This window comes from Streptomyces cellostaticus (genome assembly GCF_023630175.1).
Lineage (GTDB): Bacteria > Actinomycetota > Actinomycetes > Streptomycetales > Streptomycetaceae > Streptomyces > Streptomyces cellostaticus_A.
On the sequence record NZ_JALLIN010000072.1, the window covers coordinates 1 to 19348 of the forward strand.

General features: G+C 67.4%; 15 protein-coding genes and 1 pseudogene. 8 read left to right on the forward strand and 8 right to left on the reverse strand.

Features of this window, described 5'->3' with window-relative positions; translation table 11 throughout:
• Positions 1-202 precede the first annotated feature (202 nt).
• Positions 203-2206 (forward strand): ATP-dependent nuclease, encoded by a 2004-nt coding sequence (locus MXD57_RS29825; RefSeq protein WP_250405285.1) that lies wholly within the window; start codon positions 203-205, stop codon positions 2204-2206.
• Positions 2194-3831, forward strand: coding sequence for a UvrD-helicase domain-containing protein (locus tag MXD57_RS29830; RefSeq protein WP_250405286.1), 1638 nt, complete (start codon positions 2194-2196; stop codon positions 3829-3831). The genes MXD57_RS29825 and MXD57_RS29830 overlap by 13 nt, the downstream gene beginning before the upstream one ends.
• A gap of 345 nt (positions 3832-4176) precedes the next feature.
• On the opposite strand, the gene MXD57_RS29835 is transcribed toward MXD57_RS29830, so the two are convergent.
• Complete coding sequence (locus tag MXD57_RS29835) at positions 4177-7836, reverse strand: hypothetical protein (protein ID WP_250405287.1); 3660 nt, start codon at positions 7834-7836, stop codon at positions 4177-4179.
• A gap of 623 nt (positions 7837-8459) precedes the next feature.
• On the opposite strand from MXD57_RS29835, the gene MXD57_RS29840 reads away from it, so the two are divergent.
• Positions 8460-8996, forward strand: coding sequence for a hypothetical protein (locus MXD57_RS29840; protein WP_250405288.1), 537 nt, complete (start codon positions 8460-8462; stop codon positions 8994-8996).
• Here MXD57_RS29840 and MXD57_RS32185 read toward each other — a convergent pair.
• Both MXD57_RS32185 and MXD57_RS29850 read right to left on the reverse strand, forming a co-directional pair.
• Complete coding sequence (locus MXD57_RS32185; protein WP_441350709.1) at positions 8900-9463, reverse strand: barstar family protein; 564 nt, start codon at positions 9461-9463, stop codon at positions 8900-8902. The genes MXD57_RS29840 and MXD57_RS32185 overlap by 97 nt on opposite strands.
• A 136-nt stretch (positions 9464-9599) precedes the next feature.
• Positions 9600-10016, reverse strand: a complete 417-nt coding sequence (locus MXD57_RS29850; protein WP_250405289.1) for a GtrA family protein — start codon at positions 10014-10016, stop codon at positions 9600-9602.
• Between the two features lie 217 nt (positions 10017-10233).
• Between MXD57_RS29850 and MXD57_RS29855 the strand changes: the two genes are divergently transcribed.
• Both MXD57_RS29855 and MXD57_RS29860 read left to right on the forward strand, forming a co-directional pair.
• Entirely contained in the window at positions 10234-10668 is a 435-nt protein-coding gene (locus tag MXD57_RS29855; protein WP_250405290.1) for a carboxymuconolactone decarboxylase family protein, read from the forward strand.
• 251 nt (positions 10669-10919) lie between these two features.
• Positions 10920-11345, forward strand: a complete 426-nt coding sequence (locus MXD57_RS29860) for a DUF6314 family protein (RefSeq protein ID WP_250405291.1) — start codon at positions 10920-10922, stop codon at positions 11343-11345.
• On the opposite strand, the gene MXD57_RS29865 is transcribed toward MXD57_RS29860, so the two are convergent.
• Both MXD57_RS29865 and MXD57_RS29870 read right to left on the reverse strand, forming a co-directional pair.
• Entirely contained in the window at positions 11327-11920 is a 594-nt protein-coding gene (locus tag MXD57_RS29865) for a histidine phosphatase family protein (protein WP_250405292.1), read from the reverse strand. The two genes, MXD57_RS29860 and MXD57_RS29865, sit on opposite strands and share 19 nt — an antisense overlap.
• A 270-nt stretch (positions 11921-12190) precedes the next feature.
• Positions 12191-13663, reverse strand: coding sequence for an aminotransferase-like domain-containing protein (locus tag MXD57_RS29870; RefSeq protein ID WP_250405293.1), 1473 nt, complete (start codon positions 13661-13663; stop codon positions 12191-12193).
• Between MXD57_RS29870 and MXD57_RS29875 the strand changes: the two genes are divergently transcribed.
• The 3 genes from MXD57_RS29875 to MXD57_RS29885 all read left to right on the forward strand — a co-directional run bounded on the left by MXD57_RS29875 (position 13662) and on the right by MXD57_RS29885 (position 16095).
• Positions 13662-14576, forward strand: coding sequence for a DMT family transporter (locus tag MXD57_RS29875; RefSeq protein ID WP_250405294.1), 915 nt, complete (start codon positions 13662-13664; stop codon positions 14574-14576). The two genes, MXD57_RS29870 and MXD57_RS29875, sit on opposite strands and share 2 nt — an antisense overlap.
• Before the next feature lie 18 nt (positions 14577-14594).
• Entirely contained in the window at positions 14595-14795 is a 201-nt protein-coding gene (locus tag MXD57_RS29880; RefSeq protein ID WP_250405295.1) for a DUF1918 domain-containing protein, read from the forward strand.
• A 442-nt stretch (positions 14796-15237) separates the two neighbouring features.
• Entirely contained in the window at positions 15238-16095 is an 858-nt protein-coding gene (locus MXD57_RS29885) for a 3-hydroxybutyryl-CoA dehydrogenase (RefSeq protein ID WP_250405296.1), read from the forward strand.
• A 99-nt stretch (positions 16096-16194) separates the two neighbouring features.
• Here MXD57_RS29885 and MXD57_RS32105 read toward each other — a convergent pair.
• From MXD57_RS32105 to MXD57_RS29895, 3 genes and pseudogenes are all read right to left on the reverse strand, one after another.
• Positions 16195-16281, reverse strand: a pseudogene (locus MXD57_RS32105) (DUF2283 domain-containing protein); the annotation flags it as partial.
• A gap of 250 nt (positions 16282-16531) precedes the next feature.
• Entirely contained in the window at positions 16532-17524 is a 993-nt protein-coding gene (locus tag MXD57_RS29890; protein ID WP_250405297.1) for a hypothetical protein, read from the reverse strand.
• The coding region (locus MXD57_RS29895; RefSeq protein WP_250405298.1) for a DUF6571 family protein at positions 17524-19348 on the reverse strand (1825 nt) is incomplete at its 5' end. The genes MXD57_RS29890 and MXD57_RS29895, both read right to left, overlap by 1 nt.

Here is a 19348-nt window from a genome sequence, read left to right on the forward strand (position 1 = left end):
CGCCAGACGACTTTGCCGGAGCCCTGGGGATCAACGACCGAGTGACCGGTCAGGACCGAACTGGACGTAGTTTTTCGCGTCACTGACCACTTTGAGCCAAGTAGAGATCTCCGTCCCTTCCGTATCAGATACTGCTCTGACTCTCGGTAGTTGCAGGCATATGTCGCCCCGGGAGCTGGGTGGGGACGATGTCGGGAGTGAGATGCAGCTGATCCGTGCCGAAGTGATCAACTTTCGCGCCTTGGAGAGAGTGGACGTCCGGGTTGATCCGAAGGCCACCCTGATTGTCGGACGCAACAACAGCGGCAAGACATCGTTCGTCAATCTCTTCGAGAAGTTCTTCGGTGAGGAGGACACAAGGTTTGTCCTGGAGGACTTCTCCACCTGCCGTATCGCCGACATCGAGCAAGCGCGGCAGATTTTCGGAGAGGCACAGACGCACGCTGACCGGGGCGACACGGAGACGAGCGAGGACCTGCGGGCCAAGGCGTACGACCTCGTCCCGGCCATCCGGTTGGTCCTTACCATCGAGTACACGGAAGACGACGACCTCGCGCCGCTCACGGGTGTGATCCTCGACCTGGACGATGCCTGCTTCGAGGTCAAGATCGAGGTGGCTCTGGAGGTTGCCCGCCCGCACGACTTCCTCAAGGATTTCTGGTTGGCCAGCCAGCGGAAGCCGTTCGATCGCATCAAGTGGCTGCGCAAGAACTTCTCGGACTACTTCGCCCCGGCCTACCGAGCGGTCAGTCCCTTGGACGATAACGTCCGCAAGGAGATCAAGCGCGGCGCCGCCGAATCCATCCTGTCGGTGAAGTTCGTCTACGCGCAGACCAAGGTGGACGACACGCCGACCGACAAGGCCCGCACGTTGTCGAAGACGTTCGAGGCCTACTACAAAGTCAACAGCGGGCAAGAGGACCGTCACCAAAGCATCGAGCAGATCGAGACCGCTCTGGCGTCCGCCTCGCAGCAGCTCGACGACAACTACGCCACGCTGTTCGACCCGATCTTCGAGGACCTGCGCACCTTCGGGGTGGGCACCATCACCCCCGTCCAGAAGCCCCGCATCGTCTCCCTCATCGAGGCCTCAGGCATCCTGCGCGGAAGTACCCGCATCCAGTACCCGTCCGGGGACGACGGCTTCCACCTTCCCGAAGGCCACAACGGGCTGGGCTACAGCAAGTTGATCTTCACGATCCTGCAGGTCATCAGCTTTCACCAGACCTACGAACGGACCACACCCAAGCCGGCGCTGCAGGTGCTGTTCATAGAGGAGCCGGAAGCCCATCTGCATCCACAGATGCAGGAGACGTTCATCAAGAACATCCAGGAATTCATCGACCGCAAGACGGGCTGGAAGGTGCAGGTGTTCATCACCACGCACTCCTCCCACATCGTCGCCAGCAGCGGCTTCCAAACCGTGCGCTACTTCGACCGTTCCGATCCGCAGCTCACGGTCAAGGACCTCTCGACCTTCCAGGCAAACGTCAAGGCCACCCCGCAGGGCGACGAGACCATGCGCTTCCTGCGCCAGTACATGGTCCTGCACCGGTGCGACATGTTCTTCGCCGACAAGGTGATCCTTATCGAGGGCACCGCGGAACGCCTGCTGCTGCCCGAGATGGTCCGACGCTGCGCCAAGGCGCTGCTGCACCAGTACGTATCGGTCATCGAGGTCGGCGACGCCTACGCCGTCCGCTTCCGGGAACTGCTCGCCTTCCTGAACGTCAAGACCCTCGTCATCACCGACATTGATTCCGTATGCCCGAAACACCGCAAGGCCTGCCCACCCGGCCAGGGGCAGACAGTCACCTCGAACCAGACGCTCAAGAACTGGCTGCCCGCGAAGTCCGGCATCGCCGAGCTGCTCGCCACCGACCCGGCCGAGAAGGAGCAGGGACACGTCCGCGTCGCCTACCAGATCCCGGAGAGAGATTCGGGAGTCTGCGCGCGGAGCTTCGAGGATGCCTTCATCATCGCCAACGCAGAACCCCTCGCGCGTGACTTCCGCCAGCTCGCTCTCAAGGCGGCCTTCGCCAAGGAGGTCGGGGCCGACCCCACCGCTGACCACATCGAAGCCAAGGCCTACGACATCGCACAGCAACTCAGCGACCACAAGACCGACTTCGCCTTCGACGTCATGCTCCTGGAGGACTGGGCTGTTCCCCGCTACATCGCCGAAGGACTGCAGTGGCTCGCCTAGACACCCTCGAGGCCGTCGCCACGGAGATGGAGGCCCGGCGCAGCTTCCTCGTCGAAGCAGGAGCCGGCGCCGGCAAGACGACCACCCTGGTCCGCACCCTGCAGGACCTCCTGAACCACCACCGCACAGACCTGGAGGCACACGGTCGGCGGATCGCCTGCATTACATACACGAACGTCGCCAAGAAGAAGATCCACGAACGCATCGCCGCGGACCCCCTCGTCGACGTCGGCACCATCCACGAATTCCTCTGGAGTGCCATCCAGCCCTACCAGCGTGAACTCTGGCTGCAGATCCTCGACTACAACAAGGACCTGACCAAGCCCGAAGACCTCGATGACGTCACCGCTCCCCCAGCGATCGAGTACTCCGACCGCGGGCGCAGGCTGAGCGAAGGGCGCATCTCCCACGACGACGTCATCGCGCTGTCGCTCCGCCTCGTCACAGCACACCCCAAGCTCATACGCATCATCGCCAGCAAGTACCCCATCATCTTCGTCGACGAGTACCAAGACACCTCACCCAAGACGATCCAGCTCCTACTGGACCACCTGGCGGGCGCCGGCCACGAGAACTGCGTGATCGGCCTCTTCGGCGACTCCATGCAGAAGATCTACGAGTCCGGCGTCGGAGCGGTGAAACGCCCCGGCCTCCTAACCGAGATCACCAAGCACGAGAACTACCGGTGCTCACCTCCCGTCGTCGAGGTGCTCAACCGGATGCGTCCCGACCTCATCCAGGACGCCATCGGCGACCAGCAGACAGGCGAGGTCCACCTGTTCCTCAACACCGACACCCCAGCCGGCCCTGAGCGGCTCACCGCCGCCGAAGCAACACTTGCCCAGAACGGCTGGACTCGGGAGAACAGTAAATATCTCCTGCTCACTCACCGCAGGATCGCGGGCACACTGGAGTACGCCAACCTCCTCGAGGAGTACAGAAAGTTGAGCCGGTACGGCCCCGACGACCTCATGGCACGCAATGAGCCCTACATCCAGTACCTGACGCGCGTCGAGGCCGTGAGCACGGCCTTCCGCAACAACGACTTCGCGGAGCTGACCAGCCTGTTGGACGAGGGACGGACACGGATTACCCGTCACTCCGACAAACGCGCCATCAGTCAGGCCATCCGTGCACTCGACGCCGTACGTACGAGCGGCACCATCGGCGACGTGCTCGACCTGATGGGCGACGGCCACCTCCTCGCCACGCCAGGAAAGCTCAAAGACCTCGAACGCCGCAGAACCGCAACGGGTCTCAATGAGCGCGACCAGCGACGGGCGGATTTCTCGAACAACCTCCGCAACGTGGCCTACCGGGAAGTCATCAGCGTCACACACTTCATCGACGAACTCACCCCGTTCTCAACCCAGCACGGTGTCAAGGGCGACGAATTCGAGAACGTCGTGGTGGTGGTCGACGACAGCGCCTGGAACAGGTACAACATCGGCAAGATGCTCGCAGGCACCGACAAACCCGACCGTACCGAGCGCTCACGCAACCTGTTCTACGTGTGCTGCTCGCGAGCCCAGCGCGGCCTGGCCGTGGTTTTCGTCAACGATCTCCCGGAAGGGGCGGAGTCCACACTTCAAGACTGGTTCGCTTCAGGGATCATCCATCCTTGAGATAGGCCCTAGCGTGATGCCTGCGGGCCGGCGGATCCCAAGATCCTTCACGGAATTTCGGTCTGAATCAAATCCAACGAGTCTCATCAACGACCGAGGCGAGCATCGCGCTGTTCGGGTAGATGGAGGGCATTTACAACTCCCGGCACAGCCGGAAATGGCTCCGCTACCTCAGCCCACCGAGTTCGAAGGGAAGCACCACACCGACCAGGCAACGGCCGAACGCGCTCTGACCATCCGATAAAAGTACCCACCGCACGCCGGAATAACCTCAGACAGCACCCTCGGCCACATGGTGGTTCGCTTGGACGGCGCCCCCCTCGATCCCATACATATGGGTCCAGATCAAGAGCGGCGTCGCCCATTGCCTCGCTTACCCCGAACGAGCTCCGCGGCGACCCACTGCTCGAATTCGCTGATAGGGACTACTGGCACGTTGGAGGCAAGCACTCGGGGAGCCATAAGATCCCTGCTGGTGACGATGGCGGATGTAACAGTCCAGCTGGTGCTATCGCGATCTCCAAGGAAGTGAGTCAACGTCGCCGCAAGGTTTTGGCGTATCCACTCTGTGCGGCGACCAAGTTTGAAAAGGGCACTTTTGTCGCCGCGCAATAGAGCATCGGCTTCGTTGGCCATTTCGGTTGGATTACGTGACATCTCGAAGTCCTTGGCTTCGATAACGATAATCACGCGTCTAGCCGCGTTGATACCAAGCGCATCGATGTCGCCCAGATCGTGACCCTCGACTGACGTGAGTCTACGTCCCGCGATTTTGGAGACACCCTTGACAGCGAGGGAACAGCCTCCAGCCCTGAGTGTGTCGACGACATGCGCTTCGAAGGCCTTGTTCTCGTCCTGCCGAATCACGCCCAGCAGTTTCTTCATCGGCGATGACGTGCTGCGCAACCGTCCGGAGTAGATGAGGTTGACCCAATACGAGCCACTGCTCCAAGTGTGTCTGGCTCCCCAGACGAGTTGAGAGCCGTCCCCTGTGCCCACACGGATAAGCGGGCGTCGAACGTACGACCATTCACGGTTGTAGCGCCACGGCCACGCATCGGAGTTGACAGAAAGGAACTTGGCCCGGGGACGCAGTGTGAGCCGATCGAGGAAGGTCTGCGCTTTCTCATGTTCCCAGTGCAGCGTCGTGGACAAGTGATCGGCAACAACCGACTCTGCAAGGGTGTAGGGCTCTGACTGGCAGCGTTCATACCCCAGAGCGATGACCTCGCCGACCCCCTGGGCCAAGTCGGTGAGAGAGAAGCCGAACTCGGCGACCATTGCTTCTTCTACCTGCGGGGTGGGCCCTTGGGGCTCGGCTCCCCGGCGGGAATGACGAGTCGGTGCCGTAACCAGGAGTGCCTCTGCTCGGGCTGTAGCAAGGGCGTTGGAGCCTGATTCGTATTGGTCGCCGCGGGAGACACCGAGTCGGCCGGAGGCCAACAAGGCAAGTTGAGCGTCTGAGAAGTCATGGTGAATGGCTTCCGAGAGAGTGGCACGAGAGATGAGTTCTGCAGACAACGCCATGAGGTGGTCGTACGTGTCCAGGGTGAGTGACGAGTCTCCCCTGGGAGGTTGGGCAGCGACGTATTCGATGAGGAATCGGCTGGCCTGAGCCGCTTCCACTTGGCGCTTGGTGGTCCTGACAAGGTTCTCGGCCGGCTGGCTTGCCTCTCCGAAGCAGGCAATGCGCGATGGGAGGATTTGGTCGTTGAAGGCCTCGTCGTACAGAAGCGCTTCGTGCCGCGAAATCAGCGACTCGACGAGTCCCTCGGCCGCCAGACCGGCCACCATATCCTCGATGAGCGCGAAGTAGTGCCCCACGACCTTCTGCAGAACCTGGGTACGCTCTTCCGAGGGGATGGTCCCCACTGGCGTACCGGCGCTACCTAGGTACCGGCCCAGCTCGTCAAGAACCGTGGCGGAAGCGGCAGGTTGTACCAGTCGAGCCATAGGGAGTGGTCCGGGACGCAGCGGAAGGCGTGGGTTCAGTTCGACATGCAACATCTGTTTGGGACCCTCGGGTGCCAGTTGATCGACGAGCGCGTCAAGATCCTCGTCCGCCAATCCGGCGGTTTGCGTGATGCCTTCAAGCAGGGCTCGTAGCAGGATGCGGTCGGCGCCATTTGCGTCTGCGAGAAGGCTGGCCATCCCCTCCGCGTAGAGGCGCAGATCGACGAGCCCAGGTTCGGCGCCACGGACGCCGACCCAGGGACGTTCACATTCGGTACCAGGATTGCCGTCCAACGCAGCCTGCCACGCTGAGGGATCGTCGAAGGAAAGCCTGACGTATAGCTCGTCAGTAGACGCGGCTAGCGGCAAGAACTCGGGGCGGGTGGTGGAAATCTGCCAGGTCCAGAAGGCTGCTGCTTCTACCGTCAGGTGATGGAAATCCTCCAGCCCGTCGGCAACCTCATGGTCGCCAGCACCCAACCACACATTTACGTCTGGGACTTCGACGAGTCTCCCCACCTCGGGTACGTCTGCAAGAGGTCGATAGATCGGCGCCGTAGACGTGCCGTATACGGAAGCCACCGGCACGAAGGCAGGCCTCTGCGGGCTGGGAACGTCATGACGATCGTAGCGTTGCTGAACTTCAATGCGCAGCGCTCGAGAGTGGTCCTGTTCGACGAGAAGCATCGTAGGTCTCGCGTCGTCTGACAGGTAGTAGCTGTACTCGCAGTTCCGGTAGAGCCCGTAGTTGTCCAGTGCGCTCCACGACTGCACACGAGTCGTCTCGTGCAGCTCCGTTTCCGCTTGCGCAAATCGCCATAGGAACAAGGGGTCTGAGCCGTCCAGCTCTGCCATGACCTGAAGGTCGCTGAGAGAGGTCACGACGACCGGGCCGGTGCGACGCTGGGCGGCGAGTCCCAAGAACGAGGATCGGCCTACGCCTTCGTTGATGATGAGGCGAAGAGTGCACGCGTCCTCGGGAAGAGGCGGGCCGACAGGGTCAATAACGCTCTGCACCCGCAGACCGAGATCCCGGACGGGCCAGTGACCTGCCGGATTGGTGTCGTCGTAGTCGGACAGGTCATCCATGACCACGGCAAGGTCGAGGATCTTGTCCTCAGCAAACGTGAAGGTGCGGCGGGTGATCAGGTCGTCACTCACCTGTTGAGCCGGCTCTTTCGGGGCCGCACCACACAACGTCAAAAGGCGGCTGGTGTCTCTCATCGTCTGATCGCGCAGTAGGCGCGCAAGCTGGGGTCGGCACTCATACAACCCGGCTTGAACGATGAGTTCATGGCGCAGCGACGTAACCAGTTCGGACGGATTTGCAACGATCAAGCCGTCTTCCATGAGGAGAAGAGGTTTGAGTACGAGTCCATCGTCCGGCCCGGGTCCCGTGGTGAACGTGTGTTCGCCAGGCCGGATACCCCATCCAGCGAGGAGATCGGCGGAACTGGCTGGCAGCAGGTCAGACAGGTCGGTGAAGCGATAGCGGACGGCTTCCCGCAGGGCCGTGAGGTTCTTCTCTCCCGGAACGAACACCTCGTCGCCGTGTTGCTGCGGCGGAGCGACACCCCGGTGGAGCCCGGCCCGACACAACGTGGCGTCGCTCAACCTCAATGCCGTGTGCGCCCACAACTGTGTCTCCTTGACGAACTGCGCCGGCAATCCAGCCTGTCCGTCAGGCCCGAGGATGCTCCGCAGCATGAGATCGAGGGTGTGAGCACACCGTGATGTCAGTCCTTGCGCGACGAGACATGGCCCGCCGTGGAAGGAAACCTCGGCGGTGTACAGGTCGTCGTACAAGTCTTCTTGGGCACGGATCTGATAGCCGCTAACCAGGGGATCCTTGAGCAGCGCTCGGAGCTTGCTGGGTGACAGCCGGGGTGCATCCGGACGGCTGGGGAGGCACGCCCCGATGGAAGCAAGGCGCTGAAGCCTTACAAGGCGCGGAATGTTCTGAGGAATCAACTGCAGAGCGGCTGCCGACGCGACAAGCACGGGGCCATCTACATCGTGCCAAGGGCGGCCGGTCAAGCGGGCAGCGGTCACGCGCGTCTCCTAGGGCTGGCGGACGATCCTTGATGCAGCCGAAGAAATCACTGCGACCAGCAACAAGCGCCTCCGTGCGTCACGGTAGCGCCCAGGACTGACAACGGACGCCTGTTCCCAACCCCGAACGTCCGGCGCCTACGGGATCGAGTTCACCAGGCGCTCAGCATCGCCGGCGAGGAACCAGCTCACCCCGTCGCTCACTCACAGTGAGCATCCAAGCTCATGATTCGCCAACTATGCCTCCCATGATTTGCCAACAAGGATTCTCCACGCGCTCCCGACCTGCGCGTCTCAGTCCATGATTCGCCAACTAAAGTTCTCGGTCACAACCGGGGCGGGGCCCCGAAGGCGGCCGGCCTCGGACCCGAGTCGCGCGCCCCCGCCGGCCGGCGGTCGTGGAACGTCCTGGCGGGTCCCGAAGGTCCCGGCCCGGACGGGCACCTCTAGTGCTGCGACCGGAAAGGTTCACCGGCTCGCGGCGCCCGGCACGGCACCTCGCCGCGTTGTCGCATCACCCGAGTGCGTCCGGTACGCGGACGACGCTCCGTCTTGCGATGCACCGCACCGGACGCCGCGAGCCTTCCGGCAAACCCTTCCGGTCACAGCCCTAGACTCCGACGATGATCGATATCCTCGAGAACCTGGACCTGCTGGCCCGGCCGGACCTCGACCTCGCCGGTGTCGTGGTGAACGGCATCACCCTCGGGGCACCGGCCACCGCCGTTCCACGGCAGCGCATCGTGGGCGGCATGTCCTCCGTCGTCGCCCGGTACAGCGGTGGGAACCACGTCGAGAGCGAGTACTACGACGCCGATGGACGGAGTCTGACGCTGGACGAGGTCATCGAGGACGTGGTCCGCTCGGACGGGTTCCTCTACGGCACCGAAAAGATCAACTACAAGGTGCACGCCGGAGCGGTGGTCGGCTTCGCGATCAGCGGCCCGCATCTGTCCCACTTCGGGCACCTGTCCTCGTACGAGGAGTTCCTGACCGCGTTCGGCCGGCCCGACCGGACGCACGAGAACGAGTCGCACGGCGACCTCATGAGCTACGAGGCCTACTACTGGGGCGCCCGCAAGCACGTGACGTGGGACGTCTGGGAGAACCGGGTGAGCTTCATCAACCTGGGCGACTTCGAGGGGAACAGCGGCCCCTGAAGGCACGACCCGAAACGGACCGCTCGCCTCGCGGACCGGCCGCGGACCACCCACGGCACCGTGCGGCGGCCCGGCCGATTCACCTGGGGGTCACGTGCATCCCGCCCTCGGCCGGCACTTCGACCACCAGGGCTTGACAGGTCGGACGGCTTCGCCTCGGGCGCCAGTACACGGGACAGGTGCTCGCGTGCGGTCGCGGCGTCCCGCCGGACCAGGGTCGCGGGGGCGGTGTGGCCGAAGCCGCCGCGCAGACAGTCCACGAGTGCGTCCGGGCAGCCGCGGAAGTAGCCGCCCGGCCCGTTGACGGCCTCGCCGAGCGCCGGATGGAGCCCTGGTTCGTCCGTGATGTACCGGCCGTCCAGCTCGCAGGCGCGTCCGGCCCGCCGGTCCTGGTGCCCGAGCCTGCAGCCCCGCTCCCGGACCAGATCGAGCCAGGCTCCCGCCGCCGGGTGTCGAGCCCCGTCCAGGCGCCCGGGGGCGGCGGGCGGACCGGCGAGCCGGCGCTCCGGCCGGCCGGGGTGCCGGCGGCCACGGCGGTGCCAGGCCGGTGCCGGTGCCGGTGGCCGGGAGGCTGCCGAACGGGGTGATGCCGGCGGCGCCGGATCACGTCACGCGGGCGTCCGCGGCCGGCCCCCCGCCTTCCCGCGCGTTCCCGGCGCCGGGCAGCATGATACGGCGGGACACGACGAACGTCACCGGGATCGCCGCCGCGGAGGCGAGCAGGGGGGCGAAGCGGTTTCCGGCGTGCAGGACGTCCACGATCACGTACACACCCGCGGTGGTGACGAGGAAATTGGTGACGTTCGTCAGCGGGAACAGCAGGAATTTCCGCCAGGTGGGCCGCGTCCGGTAGGTGAAGCGCGCGTTGAGGAAAAAGGATCCGACCATGCTGAGCGCGAAGGCCAGGACGTGCGCGCCGAGATAGGGCATCCAGTGCAGGAACAGCAGGTAGAGGGTGTAGTACACGGCCGTGTTGACGGCCCCGACCACGGCGAAGCTCACGATCTGTCTCGATATCACGGCCTGTTCCGGTACCCCGGTCCGTCTCGGCGTCAAGGGATGAGGTCTTTCGTACGTTCCACGTCGGTCGCCTTCACCAGGAGGGTGACGGTATCTGATGGACGGCGGGGCGGGCCCCGGGCGCCCGGCCTTGACCTGGAGTGCGCTCCAGCTCCTAGCGTTCCGGTGACGGCGAACGGCGGCCGCGTCGCGCGGCGGCCCGGAAGGGGAGTACGGCATGAGCGAGAGCACCACCCGTGACGAGCGTTTCGCCCACGGCCTGGCGGTCCTGCGGAAGGTCGACGGCGAGGCCGGGCAGCGGGTCGTCGAGTCGCTCGCGGACGTCAGCCCCGAGCTCGGCCACCAGGTCGTCTCCTGGGCCTTCGGGGAGATCTACGACCGCCCCGGACTGGCGCCGCGCGAGCGCCAGCTCGTCACGCTGGGCGTGCTCACCGCGCTCGGCGGCTGCGAGGCGCAGCTCGACGTGCACGTGGGCGCGGCCCTGAACGTGGGCCTCACCCCGGAGGAGATCACGGAGGCGCTGCTGCACTCCGCCGTCTACTGCGGCATGCCCAAAGCGCTGAACGCCACGTTCGCCGCGAAGAAGGTCTTCGCGGAGCGCGGGCTGCTGCCGGTGGGGCGGCGGCCGGCGGCCGGGGACGCTTCCGCGTGACCGCGGGGACGCGGCGGAGCCGGCCGGGGGCCGTGGCGGCAGCCGGGCGCTGACCTCGGCGAAGGGCACGGGCACGTCCGCGGCGCGGGCGCACCGGGGCGGACGGGGGGCCGCTCGTAGACTCGGGGCATGCAACCGCTGACGCCCTGTCCGATCGCGCCCGGCCCTCCGGCCGTGGTGCCGCCCACCCGGTCGCCGGACGCTCCACGACCGGGGTCCCGGCCGGGCCGGCGGTGAGCGGGGTGCTGCCCGTGCCCGACGTGCTGGCCCATCTCGCCGGGCGCTGGCGCGTGGACCGGAGCGTGCGGGATCTGGCGGGCGGGGAGGCGGGGCACTTCACGGGCGTGACCGTCTTCGCCCCGCTCGACGGTGGCGGGCTGCTGCACGAGGAGTCCGGGGAGTTCACCTGGCGGGGCGTGACCCGGCCGGCGACACGGACCCTGCGGTTCCTGCCGGGGCGGGAGCCGGGCACGGCGGACGTGCGGTTCGCGGACGGCCGGCCCTTCCACGAGCTGGACCTGACCTCGGGGCGGTACGTCGCCGCCCACCCCTGCGCGGCCGACTTCTACCGGGGCGAGTTCACCGTGACCGACGCCGACCACTGGCGCACCGTGTGGCACGTGGGCGGACCGGCCAAGGACCTGGTGCTCACCACGGACTACGTGCGCGAGGGCTGAGCCAGGACGCCGTCGAGGCGCAGGTTCCAGCGGCCCGAGCGGCCCGTCACGGTGGTGACGGACAGCGGGCGGACGTCGATGTTCCAGTACGCGGCGGGTGGCGCCTTCAGGGCGTACACCAGGGCGGCGCGGATCACGGAGGGTTCCGCGACCGCGACGACCCGGTCGCCGTCGTCGACGGGGCGCGTCTCGAGCCAGCCGCCGATCCGGGAGATGAAGGCGAGCAGCGACTCGCCGCCGTGCGGGGCGGAACGCGGGTCGGCGAGCCACACGTCCACGGACTCCGGCTCGCGGGCCATCGCCTCGCCCAGCGTGAGACCGCGCCAGCGGCCCATGTCGCAGTCGCGCAGGGCGAGCTGGACCAGCGGGGCGCAACCGATGGCGTCGCCGGTGGCACGGCTGCGCGAGGTCGGTGAGCAGTAGCGCAGTTCGGCCGCCGACAGCGGCAGCAGGTCCCCGGCGGCGCGCTGCACCTCGTCCCAGCCGGCCCGGTCCAGCGGCCGGTCGTCCTCGAAGCGCTCCGCGAGCAGCGGGGAACTGCGCGCGGCGGCGACGAACGTCACCCGAAGTGGCATGCGGTGATGGTGAGCCTCGGGGTTACGGAGGTCAAGGGGCTCCGCCCGTCGGTCACCGAGGGTACGGACCGCTTCACTCAGAGACGCGCGCCATCCGCTGGTCCGGGTGGTCGACCGCACGGAAGCCGGGCCCGGTGCACGTCCCCCGCGCGTCCTCGACGGCCGGCAGGACGCGGCGCCGCAGCGGCGCAGGCGCCCGCGGGCCGGGCCGACGAACGCGGCGCCGCCCCCCTTGCCGCGTACGGCGGGGTCGGCGCACCCGGCGGCCGGTCAGTGGCGACCGGGCCGGAACACCTCGTCGCAGGCGGCCCGGAGCCGGCGCACCCCCTCCGTGATCTCCCCCGTGCTCGCGACCGCCGCGAAGCTCAGGCGGACGTGCCCGGCGGGGGGTTCGGCGCTGAAGTAGGGGCGGCCGGGCGCGACGGCGACGCCGGCGCGCAGGGCCGCGGCGGTGAGGGCGGCCTCCGCCTCGGGGCCGGCACCGACGGCGCGCGCCGCGCCGTCGGGGAGGCGGAGCCAGAGGTGGTAGCCGCCGGACGGGACGTGCGGCAGGACGAGTTCGGGCAGACGACGGGCGAGTTCGGCGGTCATGGTGTCGCGGCGCGCCTTCAGCTCGGCCGACAGGGTCCGCAGATGGCGCGGCCAGGCCGGGGAGCCGACGAGTTCCAGGGCCGCCTCCTGCAGCGGCCGGGGCACGAAGAAGCTGTCCACCACCTGGATGGCGCGCAGCCGTTCCAGCACCGGACCCCGGGCGGCCAGCGCGCTCACCCGGAGGCTGGGTGAGGTGGCCTTGGTCAGCGAGCCGACGTGGACGACGACGCCGTCGGGGTCGTCGGCGGCCAGCGGCCGGGGCAGCGGCCCGGAGTCCGAGTGCACCAGACGGCGCACGAAGTCGTCCTCGACCACGAAGGCGCCCGCCGCTCGGGCGATGCCCAGCACCTCGGCGCGTCGGCCGGGGGCGAGGACGGCGCCGGTCGGGTTCTGGAAGAGCGGCTGGCAGACGAGGACCCGGGCGCCGGTGGCCCGGAAGGCGTCGGCGAGCAGGTCGGTGCGGACCCCGTCCGGGTCGACCGGCACCGGTACCGGGCGCAGTCCGGCCGCGCGGGCCAGGGCGAGCATGCCCGGGTAGGTGGGGGACTCGACGAGCACCGGCGCGCCCGGCGGGGCGAGTGCCCGCAGGGCGGTGGCCAGCGCGGACTGGCCGCCGGCGGCGATGAGCACCTCGGCGGCGGTGACGGCGCCGCCGATGCCCCGCGCGAACCATTCCCGCAGTTCCGGCAGCCCTTCGAGCGGCGGTCTGCCCCAGGCGCCGGGCCGCCGCCCGGCCCGGGCCAGCGCGGCGGCCATGGCCCGCTCGGGTTGCAGGCAGGGGTGCGGATAGCCGCCGTTGAACTCCAGCACGCCCGGTGGCGGCGCGGCCAGTGAGACCGTGACCCCGGAGGCGTCCACGGTCCGCGGGACCAGTTCGGCTCCGTCGGCGCTCAGCGCGACCTCCTGCCAGGACGTGTCCCCGGCGGGCGCGGGGGCGGCGCGCGGTCCGGCCCGGAATGCACCGGCGCCGGGCCGGGTCACCACCAGGCCCTCCGCGGCGAGCTGGGCGAGGGCCCGGGAGACGGTCACGGGGCTCACTCGGAAGCGCTCGACCAGGGCCCGGCTGGACGGGAGCTTTCCACCGTACGAGTAGCGGTCCAGTTCCCGGCGCAGCCGTTCTGCCAGTTCACTCACGCTGCTACTCTGCTCCATGAGAGCACAGAGTAGCGCTACTGGAACCACTCCGATAGCAGTCACCACCCCCGCCGCCGAGCGCCGGGGCTTCGGTACCGGTCAGGCCGCACTCGGCGTCCTCGCCTTCTCCCTCACCTTCCCGGCCACCGCCTGGGGTCTGGAGAGCTTCGGGCCCTGGACGCTGGTCGCCGTCCGCAGCGTCCTCGCGGCGCTGGTGGCCGGCGGCTGCCTGCTGGCCCTGCGCGTGCCGCTGCCCGAACGCCGGCACCTGCCGGGGCTGGCGGTCGTCGCGGCCGGGGTGGTGCTCGGCTTCCCGCTGCTGACCACGCTGGCCCTGCAGACCTCCACCACCGCGCACGCCGCCGTGGTGGTGGGCCTGCTGCCGCTGACCACCGCCGTCTGCTCGGCCCTGCGCACCGGCCACCGCCCCGCACGGCGGTTCTGGCCGGCGGCGCTGGCGGGCGCGGCGGCCGTGGTCGCCTTCACCGTCGGCCGGAACGGTGGCGCGCTCACCGTCGCCGACGCCCATCTGTTCGGCGCGCTGCTGGTGTGCGCGGCCGGGTACACCGAAGGCGGCAGGCTGGCCCGGGTGATGCCCGGCTGGCGGGTCATCGGCTGGGCCCTGGTGCTGTGCCTGCCGCTGAGCGTCCCGGGCGCCGCGCTGGCGCTGTCGTACGAGCCGGTGACGCCGACCGTGCACGGGGTGAGCGGTCTGCTGTGGGTGGCGCTGGGCTCGCAGTTCCTCGGGCTGGTGGTCTGGTACCGGGGCATGGCGGCCATCGGCGTCCTCAAGGCCAGCCAGTTGCAGTTGGCCCAGCCGCTGCTCACACTGGTGTGGTCGGCGCTGCTGCTGGGCGAGACCTTCACGGCGGCCGCACCCCTGACCGCCGTCGCCGTGCTCGTGTGCATCGCCGTCACCCAGCGGTCGTGACGTGAGGAGGGCCTGCCGATGCGTGCATCCGTGGGAGACCAGCTTGTCCAGCACGGCAGGGTGGTCGGCCAGCACGACCAGGTGTCGGAAGTCGTCGAGGTGATGGGCACCGAGGGCAGCCCGCCCTACCGGGTCCGCTTCCCCGACGGACACGAGGCCGTGATGTCACCCGGCCCGGACTGCCAGATCAAGCACAAGGAGAAGGAACACCGGCTGTAGCTCAGCACGGGGTACTCGCCGGCTGCCGGTAGCGGTCGGCGATCACCCGTGCCCTCACCCCGGTCCGGTCCGCGGCCACCTCCCTGGCGGGCGGCGGGCGCGGGGCGTGGGGTGACACGACGGCTCCGCGGGTCCTGCCCCCGGCTGGTTCTCCGCCGTCGCCTCGTACAGCGCCTCCCCGACGTACGGCCGGCCCCGTCACCCCGGGCCGCCGACGCCGTCGGCGGCCGCCGCGGCGACCGTCCGGCGTGAGCCGGACCCTCGTGTCACCGCCCCCGTACGCTCCGGGTCCGCACCCTCACGGATCGTTTCGCGACCCAGGACGCCCCCACCCGCGCGATCGATCATCGATACTTGACGGTAACGTGCACGGTCGGAGCAGGCGCCGACCCGGAGTCCTGCCACACCCGGACAAAGCCGGAGAACCAGCGAAGGGGACGATGTGACCGACATCGAGCGCGTCGGAGTCGTGGGCTGCGGCCAGATGGGCGCGGGCATCGCCGAGGTGTGCGCCCGCGCGGGACTGGACGTGAAGGTCGCCGAGACCACCGGCGAGGCCCTGGAGATCGGCCGTACCCGGCTGCTCAACTCCCTGGCCAAGGCAGCCGAGCGCGGCAAGATCTCCGAGGAGGAGCGGGACGCCACGCAGGAGCGGCTGAGCTTCACCACGGACCTCGGCGAGTTCGCCGACCGCGACCTGGTGATCGAGGCCGTGGTGGAGAACGAGCAGGTGAAGACGGAGATCTTCCAGGTGCTCGACCAGGTGGTGACCCGCCCGGACGCGATCCTCGCCTCCAACACCTCCTCCATCCCGCTGGTGAAACTGGCGGTCTCGACCTCGCGGCCCGACCACGTCGTCGGCGTCCACTTCTTCAACCCGGCCCCGGTGCAGAAGCTGGTGGAGCTGATCCCGGCGCTCACCACCTCCGAGGGCACCCTCAGCCGGGCCCAGGCCTTCGCGGAGAAGCTCCTCGGCAAGCACGCGATCCGCGCCCAGGACCGCTCCGGGTTCGTGGTCAACGCACTGCTGGTGCCGTACCTGCTGTCCGCGATCCGCATGTTCGAGTCCGGCATCGCCAGCCGCGAGGACATCGACAACGGCATGGAGATGGGCTGCGCCCACCCGATGGGCCCGCTGAAGCTGTCCGACCTGATCGGCCTGGACACCGTCGTCTCCATCGCCAACTCCATGTACACCGAGTACAAGGAGCCCCTGTACGCCGCTCCCCCGCTGCTCCAGCGCATGGTCGAGGCGGGCCGGCTGGGCCGGAAGACGGGGTCGGGGTTCTACACGTACTAGCGAGTGCGGCGAGGCCGCCAGGTGGCGCTGTTCCAGGGCGAGTTCACCCAGACCAGCACCGGACTGGAGCAGGTACTCGGGTAGTTGTGAACTGGCCGCCAACACCTCGATGCCGATGAGGCGGCCCTGCTCATCGAAGTCGAGGTTGATCACGCCGTCAACGTCCACCGGATCGCAGGGGTACATGCGCGCGGAGTGCACGCACACTTGCGGTTCGGTGAGGTATGTGTACGCCTTCGAACGCGGCGAAGGCGTATGCGCTCCACCAGCTGACGCAGATGGCCGGGTGGGCGTCGTAGCGCGGGTTCTCGAAGTAATCGAGCCGCCGCAGCCGAACCAGAAGCTGGGGGCCAACGCCTTCAAGGACGGACGCCTCGATCTCGACGCCTGTACATCCGCGATGAACCGCGGTGAGTAGCCGTGGCCAGCTACTCACTCACAGCTTCTTTGGGGCGCTGCAACCGTGCCGCTTCGCTGAATGTGCGGCGAAGGTATCGAGTGCCTGGCGCTCGGAGGCGCTGGCTGTGGCGTGGGAGGCGAGCGGTTCGAGTATGTACAGCGCCGTGCCGGTGGGGCATGACGCGGTGGTCCAGGACTTACTGTCGTTGGTGCCGCTGGCACCGACGTAATCGTAGGGGTTGCGCCAAGGGTTGCGGCGTGGGGCGTTGATGTAGGGGCCGTAATAGGCGGCGAGGCGGAAGGTCGGTGTGCCTGCTGCGTTGGCCAGGAGGCACTGTTCGACGGGCGCCGCGCTGTCCGCTTCTGCCTCGTAGCCGTACGTGTTGATGCCCTTGCATGTGCCGGTTGCCGCGCCAGCCTTCTTAAGCTGCTCGAACGCGCCGGAAGGGGCACTGTGCACCGTGTCGGTGTGAGGCAGGGCGCACTTCTTCTGCGCGGCGGCCTGTTTCAGGGCTCGGGTGACCAGGACCGTCATGCCGTCGCGCTGTTCCTGCACGCTGCCGGTCGAGGGGGCCCGTGTGGCGGTCAGGCTCAGCACCAGGTCGTCGTCCGTCCCCTTCCCGCAAGGCAGGAAGGCGGTGGCGTAAGCATCGGTGCCGCTGCCGGCCGAAACCAAGGCCGGCCATCCTCGTCCTACGGGCACGAGCATCTCGGCGGGGTCGTGCGCGAGGATTTCGTCCGTGTCCAGTCTGATCGACGCGGCGTCCTGGCCACGTTGTACGGAGATCGTCAGAGATGCCTTTGTGTCGCCGGGGTCATAGGCCCGGCATCCTGCGCTGCCGGTGTCCTTGCCTGTGACACGGTCCGCTCCCAGTGCCTTCTGGACCTCGCCAGCGTCGACCAGTCCTCGGCATGCGTCGTCAAGCGCTCTCGTGTCGCGCCAGTCGTCGTAGATGCCGGTGGCGTAAACGATGCCGCCACCCACGATCAGCACAGCCGCTGCCGAAGCGCCGATGACGGACTTCCTCATCAGGACAACCCCCGATGCAGGTCGGCCAGGGCTTGGTCACGGGCTGAGCCGTAGTGCAAGTTCATGTAGTCCTGGAGGTAGTTCGCGGTGGGGTCCTTCGTGTAGTCCATTCCACGGGACTTCTCCCACTGCTGGACCAAGTCGAGTGCACCGTGGGACATGTCTCCCATCTTCTTGGCCACGCCAATGTTGGCGACCTGGTCCGCCTCGGCCTTCACGTCCTTGGACCATTCATAGGTGGCGGCGTCCACCATGCGTTGTGCCTCGTCTCCGACCACCGGGATCATCGTAATGGGCGTGCCGATGGCATGGTATGAGTACCGGGCCACGTCGTCGGCCCATCCCTTGCGGGCGTCGCGGTCGTCGAGGATGGCGTCAGCGCCGATGGCGTTGAAGACACCGGCCCCCATGCCCACGTCGGCGACCCGATTCTCCCAGTCCTTGTTGTTGCTGTAGGTCGCATCTGCCCCGGCTAGCGTGTGGGCGGCCTGGGCTCGTTCGGCGTCGTAGAGGTGGGCGAAGTTCTGCGGGTTGTCGGAGACGCCCCGCAACACGCGTGTCAGGGAGTCCTGGGCAACGTTGAGGTGACCTCCGTTGGCATCCTGGAACACCGAGCCGCCTTGCTGGTACCCGTAACGGGGGTCGTGCGTCAGAGTGTTGTGGGTGTCCGGGGCGTAGTCCACCAGGGCTCGGGCGATCGGGTCGCGCAGGTTGGCGGGGATGCTGTCGCCGTTCGTGCCCTGGTCGAGGACATTCACCGTCTGCTGCATGACGCGAGCTTCGGCCGCGCTGTGCCTGCCGTCGCTCTGGGCGGACGTGTCGCCAGCGGGATGGCCGGTGGTTCCCGCTTCGATCGCGGCACCGAGCCCCACGCGATTGTCGCCGTCGACGGTGTCACCCGAATCGACTTCCAGGTTTCCCCGCCAGTCAGTGGTGTTGACGACGTTCCAGTCTCGTTCCTTGAGGAAATAGTGAAGACGGTCGTGGGTGCCGCTCGCGTGCGGATCGAGATAGCCGGTGGCTGCCTCCGGGTCACGGCCCATGATGCCCAGTGCACCGTCAACCGGATCATTGGCGAACCAGCCGTCGCCAGTCTCGCCGCCGAAGCCGCCGCCGTAGAGGTCCCAGACGTTCGAGTTGTCCTTCTCCGTGGCGATTGCGCCATCGGTGACGTCGGCGAGGAACTGCGGGGAGTAGCCATGTCCCTGCTGCATCAGCGTGACCAGACTCTGATAGCCGCGCACCTGTTGGCCGTGTCCCTTGGCGACCGTATTGACCTTGTCCCCGGCAGCCTTGAGATCGTACCCGTCGGCGCCATGTTCCCTGAGGTCGTTGCCAAACTTGACGTAGAACTGGGCGCCGTCGGTCCGCAGCCAGTTGTCGAAGGCATCGTTGTAGCCCTTTGAACCGTAGGGCAGGTGCTTGCCGCTGGCGTCCTTGAAGCCCGGGACCTGGGTGGCGGTCGCCAGCGAGTCGGCCAGGCCTCCGTTGATCTGGAGGTAGACGTTCTTGTCCTTCGTGCCGTCGTAGTACGCCAGGTCGTCGATCTTGTTGGTGAGTTTGAGGGTCTTGTCCGCGCCGAGGGAGTTGAGGAGGGTCTGGCTGAAGACCTTGTCATGGGAGTTTTCGCGCATCAGGCGCTGCCACTCCTTCAGGTCGTCGCCGTCCAGCTTGTCGCCAGCCAGAATCACGTTCGCGTACCCCTTGGCCTCGCGGGCCTCGTACACCTCGATGTCGCCGACCGCCGAGCCATTGAACGTGTGGCTCTGCCCGTCGAAGGGGTCCAGGACGCGCTGGAACCAGCTCTTGATGCCGGCCGCTTCG

Coding starts and splice junctions, on each gene's coding strand:
- MXD57_RS29825 (WP_250405285.1), top strand. CDS start 203: ATGCAGCTGATCCGTGCCGAAGTGATCAACTTTCGCGCCTTGGAGAGA.
- MXD57_RS29840 (WP_250405288.1), top strand. CDS start 8,460: ATGATCGATATCCTCGAGAACCTGGACCTGCTGGCCCGGCCGGACCTC.
- MXD57_RS29855 (WP_250405290.1), top strand. CDS start 10,234: ATGAGCGAGAGCACCACCCGTGACGAGCGTTTCGCCCACGGCCTGGCG.
- MXD57_RS29865 (WP_250405292.1), bottom strand. CDS start 11,920: ATGCCACTTCGGGTGACGTTCGTCGCCGCCGCGCGCAGTTCCCCGCTG.
- MXD57_RS29875 (WP_250405294.1), top strand. CDS start 13,662: ATGAGAGCACAGAGTAGCGCTACTGGAACCACTCCGATAGCAGTCACC.
- MXD57_RS29870 (WP_250405293.1), bottom strand. CDS start 13,663: ATGGAGCAGAGTAGCAGCGTGAGTGAACTGGCAGAACGGCTGCGCCGG.
- MXD57_RS29880 (WP_250405295.1), top strand. CDS start 14,595: ATGCGTGCATCCGTGGGAGACCAGCTTGTCCAGCACGGCAGGGTGGTC.
- MXD57_RS29890 (WP_250405297.1), bottom strand. CDS start 17,524: ATGAGGAAGTCCGTCATCGGCGCTTCGGCAGCGGCTGTGCTGATCGTG.